General features: G+C 69.4%; 14 protein-coding genes. 9 read left to right on the top strand and 5 right to left on the bottom strand.

Annotated features, from left to right (window positions below; all coding sequences use genetic code 11):
* Positions 1-18: 18 nt before the first annotated feature.
* Complete coding sequence (gene ychF / locus ACVWWH_RS11890) at positions 19-1,104, top strand: redox-regulated ATPase YchF (protein WP_457316720.1); 1,086 nt, start codon at positions 19-21, stop codon at positions 1,102-1,104.
* 60 nt (positions 1,105-1,164) lie between these two features.
* Here the strand turns inward: ychF and ACVWWH_RS11885 are convergent, their stop codons facing one another.
* Positions 1,165-2,769: an alkaline phosphatase family protein gene (locus ACVWWH_RS11885; RefSeq protein WP_457316719.1), complete on the bottom strand. Its 1,605-nt coding sequence runs from the start codon at positions 2,767-2,769 to the stop codon at positions 1,165-1,167.
* 219 nt (positions 2,770-2,988) lie between these two features.
* On the opposite strand from ACVWWH_RS11885, the gene ACVWWH_RS11880 reads away from it, so the two are divergent.
* Positions 2,989-3,372 (top strand): nuclear transport factor 2 family protein, encoded by a 384-nt coding sequence (locus ACVWWH_RS11880; protein WP_066499044.1) that lies wholly within the window; start codon positions 2,989-2,991, stop codon positions 3,370-3,372.
* Between the two features lie 164 nt (positions 3,373-3,536).
* Here the strand turns inward: ACVWWH_RS11880 and ACVWWH_RS11875 are convergent, their stop codons facing one another.
* A complete protein-coding gene (locus tag ACVWWH_RS11875) occupies positions 3,537-4,289 on the bottom strand; it encodes a hypothetical protein (protein ID WP_457316718.1) in 753 nt (250 codons plus the stop codon).
* A 142-nt stretch (positions 4,290-4,431) separates the two neighbouring features.
* On the opposite strand from ACVWWH_RS11875, the gene ACVWWH_RS11870 reads away from it, so the two are divergent.
* The 4 genes from ACVWWH_RS11870 (at position 4,432) to ACVWWH_RS11855 (ending at position 11,825) form a co-directional block, all read left to right on the top strand.
* Complete coding sequence (locus ACVWWH_RS11870; protein ID WP_457316717.1) at positions 4,432-6,843, top strand: phosphoketolase family protein; 2,412 nt, start codon at positions 4,432-4,434, stop codon at positions 6,841-6,843.
* A 282-nt stretch (positions 6,844-7,125) separates the two neighbouring features.
* Positions 7,126-8,898 (top strand): ABC transporter family substrate-binding protein, encoded by a 1,773-nt coding sequence (locus ACVWWH_RS11865; RefSeq protein ID WP_457316716.1) that lies wholly within the window; start codon positions 7,126-7,128, stop codon positions 8,896-8,898.
* Between the two features lie 187 nt (positions 8,899-9,085).
* Positions 9,086-10,615: an ABC transporter permease subunit gene (locus ACVWWH_RS11860; protein ID WP_457316715.1), complete on the top strand. Its 1,530-nt coding sequence runs from the start codon at positions 9,086-9,088 to the stop codon at positions 10,613-10,615.
* Between the two features lies 1 nt (position 10,616).
* Positions 10,617-11,825, top strand: a complete 1,209-nt coding sequence (locus ACVWWH_RS11855) for an ABC transporter permease (protein WP_447419397.1) — start codon at positions 10,617-10,619, stop codon at positions 11,823-11,825.
* Between the two features lie 37 nt (positions 11,826-11,862).
* Here the strand turns inward: ACVWWH_RS11855 and ACVWWH_RS11850 are convergent, their stop codons facing one another.
* Positions 11,863-12,489 carry a PH domain-containing protein gene (locus tag ACVWWH_RS11850; RefSeq protein WP_447419396.1) on the bottom strand — a complete coding sequence of 209 codons (627 nt, stop codon included), beginning with the start codon at positions 12,487-12,489 and terminating at the stop codon, positions 11,863-11,865.
* A gap of 94 nt (positions 12,490-12,583) precedes the next feature.
* Here ACVWWH_RS11850 and ACVWWH_RS11845 point away from each other — a divergent pair, with 94 nt between their 5' ends.
* Entirely contained in the window at positions 12,584-14,449 is a 1,866-nt protein-coding gene (locus ACVWWH_RS11845) for an ABC transporter ATP-binding protein (protein WP_447419395.1), read from the top strand.
* Positions 14,450-14,468: 19 nt separating this feature from the next.
* Here the strand turns inward: ACVWWH_RS11845 and ACVWWH_RS11840 are convergent, their stop codons facing one another.
* Positions 14,469-15,344, bottom strand: a complete 876-nt coding sequence (locus ACVWWH_RS11840) for an SGNH/GDSL hydrolase family protein (RefSeq protein ID WP_457316714.1) — start codon at positions 15,342-15,344, stop codon at positions 14,469-14,471.
* 221 nt (positions 15,345-15,565) lie between these two features.
* Between ACVWWH_RS11840 and typA the strand changes: the two genes are divergently transcribed.
* A complete protein-coding gene (gene typA, locus ACVWWH_RS11835) occupies positions 15,566-17,491 on the top strand; it encodes a translational GTPase TypA (RefSeq protein WP_447419393.1) in 1,926 nt (641 codons plus the stop codon).
* Between the two features lie 172 nt (positions 17,492-17,663).
* Here typA and ACVWWH_RS11830 read toward each other — a convergent pair whose 3' ends face one another.
* On the bottom strand, positions 17,664-18,155 hold the full coding sequence (locus ACVWWH_RS11830; protein ID WP_457316713.1) for an ArsR/SmtB family transcription factor: 492 nt from the start codon (positions 18,153-18,155) through the stop codon (positions 17,664-17,666).
* Between the two features lie 59 nt (positions 18,156-18,214).
* On the opposite strand from ACVWWH_RS11830, the gene ACVWWH_RS11825 reads away from it, so the two are divergent.
* Positions 18,215-19,486 (top strand): MFS transporter, encoded by a 1,272-nt coding sequence (locus tag ACVWWH_RS11825; protein ID WP_457316712.1) that lies wholly within the window; start codon positions 18,215-18,217, stop codon positions 19,484-19,486.
* The last annotated feature ends 4 nt before the right edge of the window (positions 19,487-19,490 follow it).

Below are 19,490 nucleotides of genomic sequence, written 5' to 3'. Positions count from 1 at the left end.
CCGGTATGATGGATGACCGTGGCTCTCACTATCGGAATCGTCGGTCTCCCCAACGTCGGCAAGTCGACGCTCTTCAATGCCCTGACCCGCAACCAGGTTCTCGCGGCGAACTACCCGTTCGCCACGATCGAGCCGAATGTGGGCGTGGTGAGCCTCCCTGATCCGCGGCTGGACAAGCTCGCCGAGATCTTCGGCAGTGCCCGCATCCTCCCCGCGACGGTCTCCTTCGTCGACATCGCAGGCATCGTCAAGGGCGCCTCCGAGGGCGAGGGCCTCGGCAACCAGTTCCTCGCCAACATCCGCGAGGCCCAGGCGATCGCCCAGGTCATCCGCGTCTTCGACGACCCCGACGTGGTGCACGTGGACGGCAAGGTGGATCCGCGCTCCGATATGGAGACCATCAACACCGAGCTGATCCTCGCCGACCTCCAGACCATCGAGAAGGCCCTTACGCGCGTCGAGAAGGAAGTGAAGATCAAGAAGCGCGAGGCCGCCGAGCTCGCCGCCATCGAGGCCGCGAAGAAGGTCCTCGAGCGCGGCGACACGATCTTCTCCTCGATCGCCTCGGACAAGCTCGACATGGAGCACCTCAAGGAGCTCAACCTCCTCACCGCCAAGCCCTTTATCTACGTCTTCAACGCGGACGAGGGCATCCTGGGCAGCCCCGAGAAGCAGGCAGAGCTGCGCGCCCTCGTGGCCCCGGCGGATGCGATCTTCCTCGACGCCAAGCTCGAGGCGGACCTCGTTGAGCTCTCCGAGGAGGAGGCGCGCGAGATGCTCGAGATGAACGGACAGGACGAGTCCGGTCTCGACCAGCTCGCCCGCGTGGGTTTCCACACCCTGGGCCTCCAGACCTACCTCACGGCCGGACCCAAGGAGGCTCGCGCCTGGACCATCCGCCAGGGCGACACCGCGCCCCAGGCCGCCGGCGTGATCCACTCCGACTTCCAGCGCGGCTTCATCAAGGCCGAGGTCGTGCACTTCGAGGACCTCATCGACGCGGGGTCGATGAGCGAGGCCAAGGCCCGCGGCAAGGTCCGGATCGAAGGCAAGGACTACGTGATGGCCGACGGCGACGTGGTCGAGTTCCGCTTCAACGTCTAGCCGCGTTCCTTCTGCCTCGCTACGGGCTCGTATCGGTCAGTCCTCCCATGGCTGTGACCGTCAGTAGGTGGCGGCGTTGGGAAGGATGACCGGCGGAGACGGCGTCTGATTGAAGTCGAAGTCCTCGGCGAGGTTGCCCAGGAGCGGACTGTTCTCGCGGACGTCGGGACGGGGGTCGGGTCGGCTGTCCGTGGCCGGGTCGAGGCGCTGCCCGTGGAGGAAGTCGTCCTCGATGAACTTCACGTACGCATCGTGGCTGAGGGTCTGGTGGTCGATGTACCCCTTCTTCGCGTACGGGCTGATGACGATGCCGGGCACGCGCAGCCCGTAGCCGTTCTGGTCGACGGTCGGCGGAGCCACGTGGTCGTAGAACCCGCCCCAGTCGTCCCACGAGAGGAAGATGGCTGTGCTGTCCCAGTCGGGACCGGCCATGATGGCGTTGACGAGCCCGGTGACGTAGGCCTGCCCCGTACTGACGAGGGCCGGTGGATGCTCGCTGACCGCCCCAGTCGGGTCGATCCAGCTCACGGCAGGGAGGGTGCCGTCCTTGGCCGCTGTGTAGAAGTTGGTGAGTGACTGGATGTTGCCGAGCTGGCCGTCCTGCTTGACGGTGTCGAAGTAGGGGAGAGGGTTCCAGATCCCCGGCGTCTTCGCGTTCTGCGTGACCGGGGCGCAGGCGACGGCGGAGTCGTCGCGGCAGTCCGGTTCCGTGCCGTTGAAGACGTAATAGCCCCACGAGACGTTCTGCTGGTGCAGCAGGTAGGTCAGATCGGTCCACGCGTAGTCCGGCGGCGCTATCTGCTGGGCGGCGGCGAGGAGCTTCTGCTTGAGACTGTCCGGGAGCTGGGCCTGGTCGATGGCGGTCTGGCATGTGGCGAAGGAATCGGTCGCCTTGCAGTGCTGGGTGATGAAGGTATGCAGGCTGGCTGCCAGATCCGGGCTGATTCCGGCGGACTTGAGGGCACTCTGACACGCCGTGGTCCCGAGCCCGGCACGGCACTTGCCGATGAGGGTGTTCCTCAGGCCGTTGCCGAAGTCGGGTGGATTGCCGGGGTTCTGCAGGGCGTTGACGCACGACTGGGGATCCCCCGCTGTGCTGCACTTGGCTGACCACTCGGACACCATGTACAGGTGGGCCGGCAGGCTCCACGAGGCGTTCGGCTCGAACATGTGGTCCTGGAGCGTGAAGTCCTTCGCGTATGCCCAGTAGTTCGGCAGGTCGCTGCCGTCGTGGTAGCCCATGACATCGGTCGTGCCGCCACCCGCGCAGGAGGGTTCATTCGCCGCGCAGTGGGAGGCTGCCTGCTCGGCCTGGGCGATGAATCCGTCCATCTTCCCGCCATCGACGTCTGCCGTCGCGTTGGCCTGGCCATGCGGGCCCCCCGAATTCCGATCTGCCGGATCGTAATAAGGCCGTACACACGCGACGGACGCCGGATCCGGGACGCAGACCGTCGGGACTCCGTTGCTCATGGGGATGCCATCGGCACCCGGGAACGTGCCGAAGTAGCTGTCGAACGAGCGGTTCTCCTGCATGATGATCACCACATGCTGGATCTTCGAGATCCCGGGAATGGGCGCTGGCCCGGCCCCCGCCGTGCGGGCCGTCGCGGCAAAGAACCCGCCGCCGAGGATGAGGACCAGGACGGCCACGGCGGACAGCACGGCGAGGGACGGATGCTGGGCCGCCCACAGCCCCAGGCGCCGGCGCCTGCTCGGCTGTTGACCGGCTGCTGCCTTCGGATCCTTGGGTCTCTGCCTCGTCCTGGGATTCACGGCACTGTCCTTCCACGCCCTGCCCGTATTGTCCCGCTCCGTTGCGATGATGGGGCGCTTCGGAAAGAGTCCTGTTCGGCCACTGTTCGGGGAACGTAAAGTCTTCCCATGGACGCCAGGGACGAGGTGGTCGCGGCCGCGATGGCCCGGGCGGAGGCCCTCGTGGCCCGCGACGCGCAGGCTCTGCGCCGATTGCTGCATCCGGGCTTCCAATGGGTCTCGCACACGGGGGAGCGGTTCGACCGGGACTCCTACATCGCCGGGAACACGGCCGGGGAGTTGCGCTGGCTGGCGCAGGACCTCGGGTCCCCTCGGATAGGGCTCTTCGGTGGCGCGGCGCTGCTGCAGACCGAGGCGACGGACGAGGTCAGTCGAGGCGGTCAGCCAGAAACGCGCCGGATGATGATGACGCAGGTCTGGGTCCGTGCAGACGGGGCCTGGCTGTGCGCGGGCGGCCACGCAGGTCCCCTGGTCGCCGGCGGAGAACCCTGAGCCCCTGACGGCCTACCGCCGAAGCGCGGCGCGCAGGTGGCGGTGGCAGCGCCGGTGCGCCCCGGTGTCCTGCACATCGGTCCGGCCTGCCACCGCCGTTGGGCCGTTACCCAGACGGAGCCGCCTCGAACTCCCGGTTGCCGTCAGCAGTCGGAGGCAGCGCCTCATGCTCCCCAGGGAAGGGCAGCGGGAACGGGCGCCCGCTGGGCGATGACTGGTGCGAGCGCCTGCGGATCCAGCGTGCGCTGCGCCCGGACGGCCTCGGCGTACAGGCGCGGCTGGTGGAGGTGCTCGCGGGCGAACGCGGTGACTGGACCGTCGGGCTCGCCGGCGCTGGACAGCCTTGGCGGGGCGCTGGGACATTCTGGGGCGAGCGTGAAGGCCATGAGGAAGGCCCCGGCACGCTCGCGGACGTCCCTTTCCGCGGTCAGGTAGTCGGTCGTGACCAGGGCCGCCGTCCCTTCCTCGTGGGTCTCCGTGGGCGCCTCGCCGGTCTCGAATGCGGCGAGTGCGACCGGCAGCGCGCTCTCCCGCCACCCGTCGTCGTCCTCGGCGCCGCAGACGGCGTCGAGCACTTCCCGGTACGCGAGGGCATTGGCGACGTCTGCCCTCAGGGCGGCGCAGGCGGACGGGAGCGCCGACCAGTCCCGGCCGCGCGTGCCGCGATAGTCCTCGACCGCGGCCGCGAGCATCTCCACCGCCGTGCCGACGTGGTGCCGGGCGGGCCGCGCCGCCTGCGGGAACTCCTCCACCAGCGTGTGCACGGCAGCGTCCGGGAGGAGGCCGAGGGCGGTCATCGAGGTGGGCTCGTCGGTGGGCCAGAAGGTCCCGTCGAACCGCAGCAGCGTCCCCGTCTCAGGGTCGGAGAGCGGGCAGAGCAGGGAGAGGGCAGCGCGGTAGTCCGGAGCATCGCTCATGGTGTCACCGTTCCCAGCCGAGGGCGCCGGCAAACGTGCGCCTGCGGCGCCGACAATGTCGGCCCACCTCGCTAGGCTGGGCAGGGACCGGCCGAGGGCGCACGTGCGCCGCGGCAGCCGACGCAGAAGGCGGGCCCGAGCCATGACAGCCAGCGACGCAGCGACGACCCTGACCGACGAGCGCCTCGAAGACCTCCACCGCTGGTGGCGGGCGGCGAACTACCTCTCGGTGGGCCAGATCTACCTCCGCGACAACCCGCTCCTGAGGGAGCCGCTCGCCGGAGAGCACGTCAAGGCGCGCCTCCTGGGCCACTGGGGCACCACGACGGGCCTGAACTTCATCTACGCCCACCTCAACCGCGCCATCATCGAACGCGACCAGGCGATGCTCTTCGTCACCGGACCGGGGCACGGCGGCCCGGCCAACGTCGCCAACGCCTATCTGGAGGGCACGTACTCAGAGATCTACACGCGCTTCGGCGACGACGAGGACTCGCTCCGCGAGCTCTTCCGGCAGTTCTCCTACCCCGGCGGCATCCCGAGCCACGCGGCGCCCGAGACGCCGGGCTCGATCAGCGAGGGCGGCGAGCTGGGATACTCGCTCGCCCACGCGTTCGGCGCGGCGTTCGACAACCCCGACCTCGTGGTCGCGTGCGTCGTCGGCGACGGCGAGGCCGAGACGGGGCCGCTGGCGACGAGCTGGCAGTCCACAGCCTTCCTCGACCCGGCGCACGACGGCGCCGTCCTGCCGATCCTGCACCTGAACGGGTTCAAGATCGCCAATCCCACGGTCCTCGCGCGCCGCCCCGAGGACCAGGTGCGGAAGTACTTCGAGGGGCTCGGCTATGCGCCGCGCTTCGTCACGGTGGCCGACCCGTCCGCGCAGGCCCAGGCGCACCGCGACTTCGCCGCCGCGCTCGACGACTGCCTCGAGGAGATCGCTGCGATCCAGCGCCGGGCGCGCGAGGCGGGGGAGCGGGCGCCGTCTTCCACGCCGGAGCCCTGGCCCATGATCGTGTTCCGGTCCCCGAAGGGCTGGACGGGCCCGGCCACGGTGGACGGCAAGCCGGTGGAGGGCACCTGGCGCGCCCACCAGGTCCCGCTGAGCGCCATCCATGAGAATCCCGAGCACCTGGCCCAGCTCGAGGCGTGGATGCGCTCCTACCGCCCGGAGGAGCTCTTCACGCACGACGGCGCCCGCTCGCCCGAGCTGGCCAGGCTCGCCCCCCGCGGGGACCGCCGCATGAGCGCCACGCCCTACGCCAACGGCGGCCGGCTGCTGCGGGACCTGCGGCTGCCCGAGCAGGAGGCGCACATGGTCCCGGTGGAGGCGCCCGGCGTCGTGCGCGCGGGGGCGATGGGCAACCTCGGAGGCTGGCTGCGCGAGGTGATCCGCGCGAACCCGACCGACTTCCGCCTGTTCGGCCCGGACGAGACCGCCTCGAACCGGCTGCAGGACGTCTACGACGCCACGGACAAGGTCTGGGAGGAGCGGATCGAGGACGTCGACGAGCACCTGGCCCGCGCCGGCCGGGTGATGGAAGTCCTCAGCGAGCACCTGTGCCAGGGTTGGCTCGAGGGGTACCTGCTGACCGGCCGGCACGGCGTCTTCACCTCCTACGAGGCCTTCGTGCACATCGTGGACTCGATGTTCAACCAGCACGCAAAGTGGCTCAAGGTCCACCGCGAGCTGCCCTGGCGCATGCCGGTCGCCTCGCTGACCTACCTGCTCTCGAGCCACGTGTGGCAGCAGGACCACAACGGCTTCTCGCACCAGGATCCCGGCTTCATCGACCACGTGGTCAACAAGAAGGCCGAGGTGGTGCGCGTGTACCTCCCGGTGGACGCGAACACCCTCGTGTCCACCATGGACCACTGTTTGCGCAGCCGCGACTACGTCAACGTGGTCGTCGCCGGAAAGGCCCTGTCCCTGCAGTGGTTCGGGCCGGAGGAGGCCCGGCTGCACTGCGCCCGGGGGATCGGGATCCTGGACTTCGCGGGCAACGAGGTCCCGGGCGAGGAGCCGGACGTGGTGCTCGGCTGCGCCGGGGACGTCCCGACCGCCGAGGCGGTGGCCGCGGCCCAGATGCTGCGCCGCGACCTGCCGGAGCTGAAGGTCCGCGTGGTCAACGCCGTCGACCTCATGCGCCTGCAGGACGAGCGGGAGCACCCGCACGGGCTCCCGGACCGGGAGTTCGACGCCCTGTTCACCACCGACCGGCCGGTCGTCTTCGCGTACCACGGCTACCCGTGGCTCATCCACCGCCTCACCTACCGGCGCACCAACCACCGCAACCTGCATGTGCGCGGCTACATCGAGGAGGGCACGACGACGACCCCGTTCGACATGGCGATGCTGAACCGAATCGACCGGTTCCATTTGGCCATCGACGTCCTCGACCGGGTCCCGGGCCTTGCCGAGCGCCGCGCGGGCCTGCGCCAGCGGTACCAGAACGAGCTCGCGCAGGCGCGGGCGCACACCCGCGAGTTCGGGGACGACCCGGCAGCGATCCGCGACTGGACTCTGGGGGAGGACGCGGGCTCGAGTGATTGACGGCGCCGGCCTACCCGCGCGTAGGGTCGCGCTCGGCAGCCCTTGACCGATTGGGAAACGCCAATCGCGGGCAGCATACGAGACCCACGCCCCCAGAACCTGAAAGATATGTTGCATCTTGATAACGACGGTGATCTGAAACGGAACTTTCGTAGCCACCCCGCTCAGCGGCGGGCTAGTCTGTCGGTCATGTGAGGCGCGCCACGCCATCCGCTGGGGAAGGCGGGTCCGCCTGCGGCCGGGGTACCGGCACACGTCTACAGAAGCACTAGAGGAGGCGGAATGCGTTTCGGGCGTATTTCCAAGGCGGTGGGCGTCACCGCGGTTGCCGCGGTCGCGCTCAGCGCCTGCGCGACCCAGGGCGGCGGTTCGAATACCAGCACCGCATCGGCCGGCGCCAAGCAGGGGGGTACCGTCACGGTCGTCGAGGTGAACGCGTTCAACACGTTCAACTCGAACACGGCTGACGGCAACACCGACATCAACTCGAAGATCAGCTACCCGACGCACTCGGGTTTCTACTACATCGACAACAAGCTGAACGTCGTCCACAACGACAAGTTCGGCAAGCTCGAGAAGGTCTCCGACAGCCCGCTGACCGTCAAGTACACGGTCAACGACGGTGTGAAGTGGTCCGACGGAACGCCCGTCACGGCGTACGACGTCGCCCTCCAGTGGGCGGCAGCTTCCGGCTGGTACGACGACGCCGACCCCAAGGCCAAGACCGGAACCTCCTACTTCTCGACGGCCGGTGACACCACGGGCCTGAACAACACGGAGTTCCCGGAGGTGTCCTCCGACGGCAAGTCGATGACCCTCAAGTACACCAAGCCGTTCGCCGACTGGGAGATCGCGCTCGGCTCGGTCGTGGACATCCCCTCGAACGTCGTGGCGAAGCACGCGGGCCTCTCCGACGGCAAGGCGCTCTATGACCTCATGAAGGGCGTCAAGAAGGGCGACCCGTCCAAGCCGCAGCCGGCGAACGAGACGCTCAAGAAGGCCGCCGACTTCTACAACACCGGCTTCGACACCAAGACCCTCCCGAGCGACACGAGCCTGTTCCTCTCGAACGGCCCGTTCATCGTCAAGGACATCGTCCCGGACCAGTCGATGACCCTGGTGCGCAACAAGGACTACAACTGGGGCCCCACTCCGAACGTCGACTCGATCGTCGTCCGGTACATCGGCTCGGCGCCCGCGCAGGTCCAGGCGCTCAAGAACGGCGAGGCCGACATCATCGCCCCGCAGGCCTCGTCCGACACGGTCGAGCAGCTCAAGGCCATCCCCGGCGTCACGGTCGACCAGGGCAACCAGCTCTCCTACGACCACATCGACCTGAACTTCTCCGGTCCGCTCGCCGACAAGGATGTGCGCACCGCGTTCATGCTGACCGTCCCGCGCCAGGACATCGTCGACAAGATCATCAAGAAGCTCGATCCGAACGCCAAGCCGCTCGACTCGCAGATCTTCGTCCCGCAGCAGGCCGCCTACGCGGACTCGGTGAAGAACAACGGCTCGGCCGACTTCCAGCAGGTCAACATCGACAAGGCCAAGCAGCTCCTTGCCGGCAAGACCCCGACGATCCGCATCATGTACAACAAGGACAACCCGAACCGCGTTGACGCCTACACCCTCATCGCCGCCAGCGCGTCGAAGGCCGGGTTCAAGATCGTCGACGGCGGTCTGGGCAAGTCCGACTGGGGCAAGGCGCTCGGCAAGGGCGGCTACGATGCCACCATCTTCGGCTGGATCAACCCGGGCGTGGGCGTCTCCGGTGTCCCGCAGATCTTCAAGACCGGCAACGGCTCGAACTTCAACAAGTTCTCCGACCCGGCGGCCGACCAGCTCATGGACCAGCTGATCCAGACCACGGACCAGAGCAAGCAGGTTGACCTCGAGAAGCAGATCGACCAGAAGATCTGGGCCTCCTCGTACGGCCTGCCGCTGTTCCAGTCCGTGGGGGTGGACGCGTACAGCGACAAGGTCACCGGCGTGAAGTACATGCCGAACCAGACCGGCGTCTGGTGGAACTTCTGGGAGTGGGCTACCAAGTAGCTTCCGGAGTTCTGATGCGCAGCGGAGCGCCGGGACCGAGCTCGTGGGTCCCGGCGCTTCGCAGCGCCCCCGGCAGATCCCGCCACCTGCCGCCGGGCGCCGCGCCGACCGCGTGGCGAAGCCGACGGCCCCCAAAGCGTCGCCCCGCATCCTTCCGGGGCGGACCACATTAGAGGTACAACACAACATGGTGACTTACGTCGTCCGGCGCCTCATCACCGCAGCACTGATCCTTCTCGGAGCGTCCTTCCTGGTGTACATCCTCACCGCGCTCTCCGGGGATCCGCTAGCGGAGTTCCGCGCCAGCTCTGCCCCCAACGCCGCGCAGCTCATGCAGTCGCGCTCCCAACTCCTGGACCTGGACACCCCCGCGCCCATCCGCTACTTCAAGTGGCTCGGCGGCGCCGCCGGGTGCCTCGTCGGCCAGTGTGACCTCGGCAAGAACATCGCAGGCCAGCCGGTCACCCAGGCCCTCGGCCAGGCCCTCGTCCAGACCCTCACCCTCGTCACGGGTGCCACGATCCTCGCCATCCTCATCGGCGTCGCGCTCGGCATCATCACGGCCCTGCGCCAGTACAGCGCGCTCGACTACGGCGTGACGTTCATGGCCTTCCTCTTCTTCTCGCTCCCGATCTTCTGGGTCGCCGTCCTGCTCAAGGAGTACGGCGCCATCGGGTTCAACAACTTCCTCGCGCATCCGAACATCCCCCTCCCGGTAGCGCTCGGCATCGGGCTCGTCCTCGGCCTCATTGCCGCGGTCGCCGCCGGCGGCGAGCTGCGGCGGAGGGCGATCGTGGGCGGCATCGTGTTCGCCTTCGTCACCGTCGTCCTGGTGATCGCAGACCTCACCCAGTGGTTCCGCTTCCCGGGCCTGGGCCTCGGCGTCATCCTCATCGCGGGCGTGGGCATCGCCTTCGGCGTGACCGTGCTGGCGGCCGGCCTGCAGAACCGCCGCGCGCTCTACGCAGGCCTGACGATGGTCGTCGTCGGCGCCATCCTGTACTTCCCGATCCAGCCGCTGCTGGACCTCGCGACGCCGCTCATGATCCTCATCCTCGCGGTGATCACGGTCGCCCTCGGCCTCGCCGCCGGATACTTCTGGGGCGGCTACGACCGCGGCCAGGGCATGCGCGTCGGCGCGATCACCGCGTTCATCGTCGCGGGCCTGATCATGCTGGACCGCTTCATGCAGTCCTGGCCCGCCTACTTCGACAGCAGCAAGATCCGCGGCCGCCCGATCGCAACCATCGGCGCCTCGACGCCGAACCTCCAGGGCGACTTCTGGACCTCCGGGATCGATTCGTTCACCCACCTCATCCTCCCCACGGTGGCCCTCATCCTCGTCTCGCTCGCGAGCTACACGCGCTACACGCGCTCGTCGATGCTCGAGGTCATGAACATGGACTACATCCGCACGGCCCGGGCCAAGGGCGTGAGCGAGCGCAGCGTCGTCATGCGCCACGCGTTCCGCAACGCGCTCATCCCGATCGCCACCGTGGTCGCGCTGGACATCGGCCAGCTGATCGGCGGTGCGGTGATCACCGAGACGGTCTTCTCGGTGCGGGGCATGGGCTTCATGTTCCTCGACGGCATCTCGCACGTGGACCCGAACCCCGTCATGGGCGTGTTCCTGTGCGTGGCGGTCACCGCCCTCGTCTTCAATCTCATCGCGGACCTCGTGTACTCCGCGCTCGATCCTCGCGTTAGGGTGAAGTGACATGAGCCAGCAGTCTCAGCAGCAGGAGACCGTGGCCGGCACCCCGGCCCCCGCACAGCGGACGGAGCCGGCGGCGGGCATCGAGCCCGTGGTGGAGGCCAAGGGCCTCAGCCTCGGTCAGATCGTCCGCAAGCGCTTCTTCGGCCACACGGGAGCGCTCGTCGGCCTGATCGTCTTCGCCGTCATCTTCGTCCTCGCGTTCTCGTCCGAGGGCTGGGGACCGATTCCGGGCTGGTGGAAGTTCCAGCACGACCAGGTGACCCCGCTTGTCAACGACGGCACCCCCACCTGGACGTTCGCGCCGTTCAGCTTCGGCGAGCACCCGTTCGGGCAGGACCGGATCGGACGCGACCTGTTCGCGATGACGATGCGCGGCGCCCAGCAGTCGATCATCATCATGGTCATCATCGGCCTCGTGGCCGGAATCATCGGGGTTGTGGTCGGGGCCCTCGCGGGCTACTTCCGCGGCTGGGTCGAGGCGGTCCTCATGCGCCTGACCGACATCATCATCATCATTCCCGTCCTGCTCCTCGCGGCCGTCATGTCCCAGACGGCAGGCCGCCGCGACTCCGGCACGTGGTTCGCCCAGTTCGCGGCGAACAACGGCGTCGTGGTGCTCGGCATCTTCTTGGGCTTCGTGGTCTGGGTCGGCCTGGCCCGTCTGGTCCGCGGCGAGTTCCTCTCACTGCGCGAGCGCGAGTTCGTCGACGCGGCGCGCATCTCGGGCGCCTCGAACGCCCGGATCATCTTCAAGCACATCCTGCCCAACGCCGTGGGCGTGGTGATCGTGAACGGCACGCTCATCATGTCCTCCGCGATCCTCCTCGAGACCGCGCTGTCCTACCTGGGCGTCGGTGTCAAGGCCCCCGACACGTCGCTCGGCCTGCTCATCTCCGAGAACCAGGAGGCCTTCTCGACCCGGCCGTGGCTCTTCTGGTGGCCGGGCCTGTTCATCGTGCTCATCTGCCTGTGCATCAACTTCATCGGCGACGGCCTGCGGGACGCGTTCGACCCGCGCCAGAAGAAGTTCAACGCCAAGAAGGCCAAGTCGCGCCGCACCCACGCGAGCGCCGGCCCGGAGCTCGCTCCGGCCGCCGCGATGGACGTCGGCGAGGGCGTGAGCTCCGTGTCCGGCTACGTGCCGGACAGCGAGGCGTTCGGCGGAGCCCCCGAGCGTCGGACCGAGGACCCGAGCGGCAGGAACGTCTGACGTGCGTGCCCTGACGGCCGTGCGCCCGCTCGCGGGCTCAGGCCAGGATCGTCACCGCGGCCGCCGCCACGAGGACCACGCCGAGCACCACGATGCCCCACTCGATCCTGTGGGACACGGGCGTCTCGTCGGCGCGGCCCGCGGTGACCGCACCGCGCTCCATGAGCTCGGCCCAGCGGCGGCGCACGAGGATGGCCGCCTGGCCGGAGACGGTGTTCCCCAGATCGCCCGGGCGGACCGTGTGCTCCGGACCGTAGCTGCTCTCGGGCAGGCCTACGAGGTGCTCCGGCTGGGCGCGACGGGCGCCGAGCGCGCCCGGCGCGGGCGCGGCCCATGCGGCGAATCGGCCGGCCGCCGTACCGAGGGTGAGCGCGTACTTCGTGTCGACGTACGCGAGGGCCTCCCATGGCACGCCGATGCGGCGCGCCGGGTTGACGAGCTCGACGCCGGAATCGCTCACCACCACGGCGGGGCGCCAGAACAGCGCCCAGCCGGCGTACGCCATGAGGGCGAGCGGGGCGATGAAGCGCAGACCGGGCAGCCCGGCCTGAACGAGCGTGACCACCAGGCCCAGGGCGGCGAGCGCCCACAGCAGGAGGGCCAGCAGCCTGTTGCTGCGGGCCCTGTAGACGTCCGTCGGGCCGGCATGGTGCATCGTGCTCATGCCCCCCATGATGCAGGACGTCTGATCGAATGCAGGATTCCGCTCCCCGAGCCGAGGCGCTCGGGCGGGGCGGCGGACGGAAGGAAGCACAACGATGGCTGAGAACCTCGGCACAGCGGGGGAGCCCCGCAGGTCCCGGAACAAGGGCGAGAAGGTCGCAGCGGACCTCGTGAAGGGCCAGAAGGTCCTCGAAGTCAACGACCTGAGCGTCGACTTCGGCGTCGAGAAGGAATGGGTGCCCGCCGCGATCGGCCTCAACTACGAGGTCAAGGCGGGCGAGGTCCTCGCGATCGTCGGCGAGTCGGGCTCGGGCAAGTCGGCCAGCTCCATGGCGCTCCTCGGCCTCCTGCCCTCCAACAGCCGGGTCTCGGGCAGCGTGAAGCTCATGGGCCGCGAGCTGATGGGCAAGGACCGCGTGGCAGCGACGCGCAGCGTGCGCGGCAACGACGTCGCGGTCATCTTCCAGGAGCCGATGACGGCGCTCAACCCCGTCTACACGATCGGCAACCAGATCGTGGAGACCATCCGGCTCCACAGCGCCGTCTCCCCGGACGAGGCCAAGGCCAAGGCGATCAAGATGCTCGAGCTCGTCGAGCTGCCCGACCCGGTGAAGGCCTTCAAGTCCTATCCCCACCAGCTCTCGGGCGGCCAGCGCCAGCGCGCCATGATCGCCCAGTCGCTCTCCTGCGACCCCAAGCTGCTCATCGCCGACGAGCCGACCACGGCCCTGGACGTGACGGTGCAGGCCGAGATCCTCGACCTCATGCGCCACCTCAAGGACAAGCTCAACAGCGCCGTCATCCTCATCACCCACGACATGGGCGTGGTCGCGGACCTTGCCGACCGCATCGCTGTGATGCGCCGTGGCCTGATCGTGGAGACCGGTTCGGCCGAGGAGATCTTCCACCGGCCCCAGCACCCCTACACCCAGGCGCTGCTGGCCGCGGTCCCGCACCTCGGGCAGGGCGGGGAAGGCGACGCGGACGACGTCGACATCACGGCCGCGCTCGCAGCGGCCACCGGCGCTGAGCTCGAGGCGGTGGACGCGGCCGAGCTTGCGGCCCGCGAGCGGGAGAACGAGCGCGCGCTGGCGTCGCACGCCGCCGCGGCCGCGGGGCGCGGGGAACCGGTCCTGTCCCTCGAGAACGTCGCGATCGAGTACCCCAAGCAGGGGCGCGTCGCGGCCTTCCGGGCGGTGGAGGGAGCCAACCTCACGGTCTACCCCGGCCAGGTTGTGGGCCTCGTGGGCGAGTCGGGCTCGGGCAAGACGACGATCGGCCGTGCCGCCGTGGGCCTGCTCCCCGTCGCGGAGGGCTCGCTCAAGGTCACCGGGCGCGAGATCTCCAACCTGAAGAAGAACTCCAGGGAGCTCCACGAGATCCGGCGTTCTGTGGGTATGGTGTTCCAGGACCCGTCGTCGTCCCTCAACCCCCGCCTGCCGATCGGCGAGTCCATCGGCGAGCCGATGTTCCTCGCCGGCGTGGCGAAGGGCGCCGAGCTGCAGAAGAAGGTCGAGGTGCTCCTGGACCAGGTCGAGCTCCCGCGCGCGTACCGCAACCGGTACCCGCACGAGCTCTCGGGCGGCCAGAAGCAGCGCGTGGGCATTGCCCGTGCGCTCTCGCTTAAGCCGAAGCTCATGGTCGCGGACGAGCCCACGTCCGCCCTCGACGTCTCGGTGCAGGCGAAGGTGCTCGAGCTGTTCCAGGCGCTCCAGAAGGAGCTGGGCTTCGCGTGCCTCTTCGTCACCCACGACCTCGCGGTGATCGACGTGCTCGCGGACTACATCTGCGTCATGCAGCGCGGCCGCATCGTCGAGCAGGGCTCGCGCGATGCGATCCTGCGCAATCCGCAGGAGGCGTACACGCAGCGCCTGCTCGCGGCGGTCCCGCTGCCCGATCCGGAGAAGCAGCGCGAGAGGCGTGAACTGCGCGAGCTGCTCGCCACGAGCGGCATCGACTGACCCACGCTCCGGGGCCTGGCTAGGTGATGGCCAGGCCCCGCGCCTTCAGCGCCGCCGCGAGCACCGGGGCGAGCCGGGCACGCCCAGCGGGCTTGAGGTGGACGCTGTCGGCGAGTTCGCCCTTGAGGTGGTAGCGGGAGATCCAGTCGCCGCAGCTCACGAACGGCACCTTGAGGCCGTCGGCGGTGCGCCGCAGGAGGGTGTCGACACGGGTGCGGCGCCCGCCTCCGTCGGCCGCCGCGCGGGCGAGCGTGCCCACCATGACGATCCGCGCCCCGGGGTAGGTGCGGCGCAGCTCGGCGATGAGGTTCCTGGCGCCGGCGGCGATCGCCGCGTTGCTGGAACCGCGGGTGGCGTCGTTGCCGCCACCCTCGACGACCACGAGCCGCGGGGCCCCGGCCGGCAGGCGCCAGTCGCCCCGCCGCAGCGCGTCGACATAGGCGTGCACGCGTCGGTTGCCCACCGTGTACCCGGTGCCGCCGGCGCCGGCGAAGTAGACCGAGTAGCCCGCGCCCCGGAGCCCGCCCCGCACCCAGCTGTCCTGGGGAACCGACTGCGAGTCTCCGATGAGCACTGCCGTGCGGGAGAGGCTGCCGAGGACCGGCTCGATGCGCTGGGTGACCGGATCTCTCGAGAGCGACCCGAGCGGGAGGTACGCTGCGGGCGTGAGCCGGCTGGCCGTCGTCGTGCGCGGGGAGAGGACGAGCGGGGCGCTGCCGAAGAGGACGGGTGCCGGGTTGTCCACGGCCCGTGCCGGGGCCGGTGCCGGGACGGACGGCTCGGGGGACGGCGGGGGGAGGACCTGCGAAGCCTCGCAGCCGGTGAGGAGGACCGCCAGGAGGGCCACGAGCACGGCCGCGGCCGGGCGGTTCGCGCGACGTCGGGCTCGGTCCATGCCTGTCCTCTGTGAGAGTCGATCATCCCTATCATGCGGGGCGCGGGCCCCGTCGCGCCAATGTCCAAGGACCCGGCGGACGGGCAGACCCCGGCGAGAGAGTAAAATTGTAGGTGCTGGCCCTCAACGGGGTCTGTTCCGCTGTGCCTCCGGCCCGACCTGACGGGTCACGCGTCGGGCGCCGGACAAGTCGCGAACCACCCGAATCGAGCCTCACGCGTATGACTGAAACTGTGTCCACCGCTTCCCGCACCGACCTCCGCAACGTTGCCATCGTCGCGCACGTCGACCACGGCAAGACCACCCTGGTCGACGCCATGCTGCGACAGACGAACTCCTTCGCCTCCCACGGTGAGGTCGAGGAGCGCGTCATGGACTCCGGCGACCTCGAGCGCGAGAAGGGCATCACCATCCTCGCGAAGAACACGGCCGTGCGCTACGCCGGCCCGTCCGCGGCGAAGGCCGGGGAGCCCGAGGGCATCACCATCAACGTCATCGACACCCCGGGCCACGCCGACTTCGGCGGCGAGGTCGAGCGCGGCCTGTCGATGGTGGACGGCGTGGTGCTCCTCGTCGACGCGTCCGAGGGCCCGCTCCCGCAGACCCGCTTCGTGCTCCGCAAGGCGCTCGCGGCCCACAAGCCCGTCATCCTCGTGGTCAACAAGACCGACCGCCCGGACGCGCGCATCGACGAGGTCGTCCACGAGAGCATGGACCTCCTGCTCGGCCTCGCCTCCGACCTCGCGGACGAGGTCCCGGACCTCGACCTGGACAAGGTGCTGGACGTGCCGGTCGTGTACGCCGCCGCCAAGGTCGGCGCCGCGTCGCTCGAGCAGCCCGCGAACGGCCAGGCGCCCGGCAACAGCGACCTCGAGCCGCTCTTCGCCACGATCCTCGAGCACATCCCGGCTCCGACGTACGATCCCGCGGGCGTCCTCCAAGCGCACGTGACCAACCTCGACGCGTCCCCGTTCCTCGGCCGCCTCGCCCTCCTGCGCATCTACAACGGCACGCTCCGCAAGGGCCAGCAGGTCGCGTGGGCCCGCCACGACGGGTCGCTCAAGACGGTCAAGGTCACCGAGCTGCTCGCCACGAAGGCCCTCGAGCGGGTCCCCGCCGAGTCCGCCGGCCCCGGCGACATCGTGGCCGTCGCCGGCATCGAGGACATCACCATCGGCGAGACCCTCACCGACGTGGACGACCCGCGCCCGCTGCCGCTCATCACGGTCGACGACCCCGCCATCTCCATGACCGTCGGCATCAACACCTCGCCGCTGGCCGGCCGGGTCAAGGGTGCCAAGGTCACCGCGCGTCAGGTCAAGGACCGCCTCGACAAGGAGCTGATCGGCAACGTCTCGATCCGCGTCCTGCCGACCCAGCGTCCGGACGCGTGGGAGGTCCAGGGCCGCGGTGAACTGGCTTTGGCCATCCTGGTCGAGCAGATGCGCCGCGAGGGCTTCGAGCTCACGGTCGGCAAGCCGCAGGTCGTGACCAAGAAGGTCGACGGGCACGTGCTCGAGCCGATGGAGCACATGACGATCGACGTGCCCGAGGAGTACCTCGGGGCCGTGACGCAGCTCCTCGCCGCGCGCAAGGGCCGCATGACCAACATGGCCAACCACGGCACGGGCTGGGTCCGGATGGAGTTCATGGTGCCGTCCCGCGGCCTGATCGGCTTCCGCACCAAGTTCCTCACGGACACGCGCGGCGCGGGCATCGCGTCCTCGATCGCGGAGGGTTACGAGCCGTGGCAGGGCGAGATCGAGTACCGTACCAACGGCTCGCTCGTGGCCGACCGCGCCGGCGTGGCGACCCCGTTCGCCATGATCAACCTCCAGGAACGCGGCACCTTCTTCATCCAGCCCACGGCCGAGGTGTACGAGGGCATGATCGTGGGCGAGAACTCCCGCGCCGACGACATGGACGTGAACATCACCAAGGAGAAGAAGCTCACCAACATGCGCTCCTCCACCGCGGACAACTTCGAGGGCCTGACCCCGCCGAAGACCCTCACGCTGGAGGAGTCCCTCGAGTTCGCCCGCGAGGACGAGTGCGTGGAGATCACGCCGGAGGCGATCCGCATCCGCAAGGTCATCCTCGACGCGAACGAGCGCCTCAAGGCCGCCCGCAGCCGCGCCCGCGCCTGACCCCCAACCCGTTTCGGGTACGCATCTCGTCGCCTTTTAGGGGTTTCGGGTACGACGCCGGCCGGTGCCTTCCGCGCGGAAGGCACCGGCCGGCGTCGTCTGCGTACCCGAAGCGGGAAAACCGGGGCGAGATGCGTACCCGAAACGCAAGGAGTGGGGCGGGGGAGCGGGGTCAGTCCGCCGTGGGGTCCCTGTGGTGGGCGATCATGAGGGACGTGGCCTCCCCATCGGGGTCGCTCGGCATGGCCACATACTCGTCGACCACCTCGCGCAGCCGTGCCATGAGCTCGGACCGGTGCTGCTCGTTGAGCCTGAGCCCGAGCCTCCAGACCTCGATGTCCTCGGGAGGAAGGGCTGCCGTCTCCTGGACGAAGGTCTCGATGAGGATGGGCGAGACGTCCTCCACCTGCTGGCCCCACGACTTCCGCGTCGCGAGGTAGGGCACCTCCTTGGCCCCCCGGTTGCCGCGCCGCGCCGGGAGCGCCTCGAGGAATCCGGTGCCCACGAGGGTGCGCACATGGTGGAGGCAGGTGGCGGGATTGATGCCGAGGAGGTCGGCGATCTCCTTGTTGGTGCGGGGATGGTGGAGGCACATGCGCAGGATGCGCAGCCGCAGCGGGGAGCTGAGCGCGCGGCCCTTGGCCGCCTCGTCCGACTCGGTCATGGGCCTACTCTAGCCGCGAGTGATTGACAGTTCTCAATCACTGGCTCCACACTGGCCGCATGGCCTCCCGCACCCCGGGCGATGTGGCTCCCGCCCTTGTCCGCAGCCCCTCGTTCCTCGCCTTCTGGACAGGGCAGGGCGTCAGCCAGCTCGGCGTCCAGCTGGGCCAGCTCGCCCTCCCCGTGCTGGCCGTGAGCCTGCTCGGTGCCGACGAGATGGACCTCGGGGTGCTCAATGCCGCCGCGATGGCCGCGTTCCTCGTGGTGGGGCTTCCCGCGGGCGCCTGGGTGGACCGCTGGCTCAAGCGGCGCACCATGGTCCGCGCCGATCTGGTCCGGATGGCCGCCATGGCCGCGGTGCCCGTGCTGTGGTGGGCTGGGGCGCTGCAGATGTGGCACTTGTATGTCGTCGCGGCCGTAGTGGGTGTGGCCACCGTGTTCTTCGATGTGGCGTACCAGAGCTACATCCCCCTCCTCGTGCACCGTGCGCAGGTCGCCGAGGCCAACGGCAAGCTCGAAGCGACCGCGCAGGTGGCCCGTATGGGCGGTCCTGCGCTCGGGGGATTCCTGCTCACCCTCGTGAGCGCGCCCGTGCTGTTCGCCGCGGAGGCCGGCGGCTACCTCGCCTCCGCCCTGTGCCTGACGAGGGTCCACGACACCGAGGAGCCCCCCGTGCCCCGCGAGGGCAGCAGCCTGGCGGCGGAGATCCGCGAGGGGGCCGCGTTCGTGGCCTCCCACCGGCTCATCCGGCGTATTGTCGCCAGCACGGCCACCAGCAACCTGTTCTCCTCCCTCGCCTATGTCCTCATGCCTCTGGTGATCCTGCGGGAACTCGGCCTCGGCCCGGCGGGGCTCGGCGTCATGCTCTCGATCGGGTCCGTGGGCGGCCTCCTCGGCGCCCTCGCGACGCCGCGTCTCGCCGCCCGCATCGGCGAGGGCCCGCTCCTGCCGCTCGGGCTCATGGTGGGCGGCGCCGGGGTGGTCCTCTTCCCGCTCGCCCTCGCTGCAGGGCCCGGCCCGGTGGCGCTGGTGCTGCTCAGCGTGGGCGAGTTCGCCATGAGCTTCGGCGTGATCGTCTACAACGTCATGCAGGTGAGCATGCGGCAGCGGGTGTGCCCCCCGCGGCTTCTCGGCCGGATGAACGCCTCGATCCGCTGCGCGGTCTGGGGGGTCATGCCCCTCGGCTCGCTGCTCGGCGGCTGGCTCGGGGAGCAGTGGGGGCTCGTCCCGACCTTGTGGACCGGCATCGCGGGCCAGCTCCTGGCCGTCCTCCCCGTGGCGGCCGGTCCCTTCTTCCGGTTGCGCACGCTGCCCGACGCCGTCGAGGAGTAGGCGG

Source organism: Sinomonas sp. RB5 (assembly GCF_054063535.1).
The sequence above is the reverse complement of the archived record's forward strand: the minus strand, read 5'-3'. Positions and strand labels throughout refer to the sequence as shown.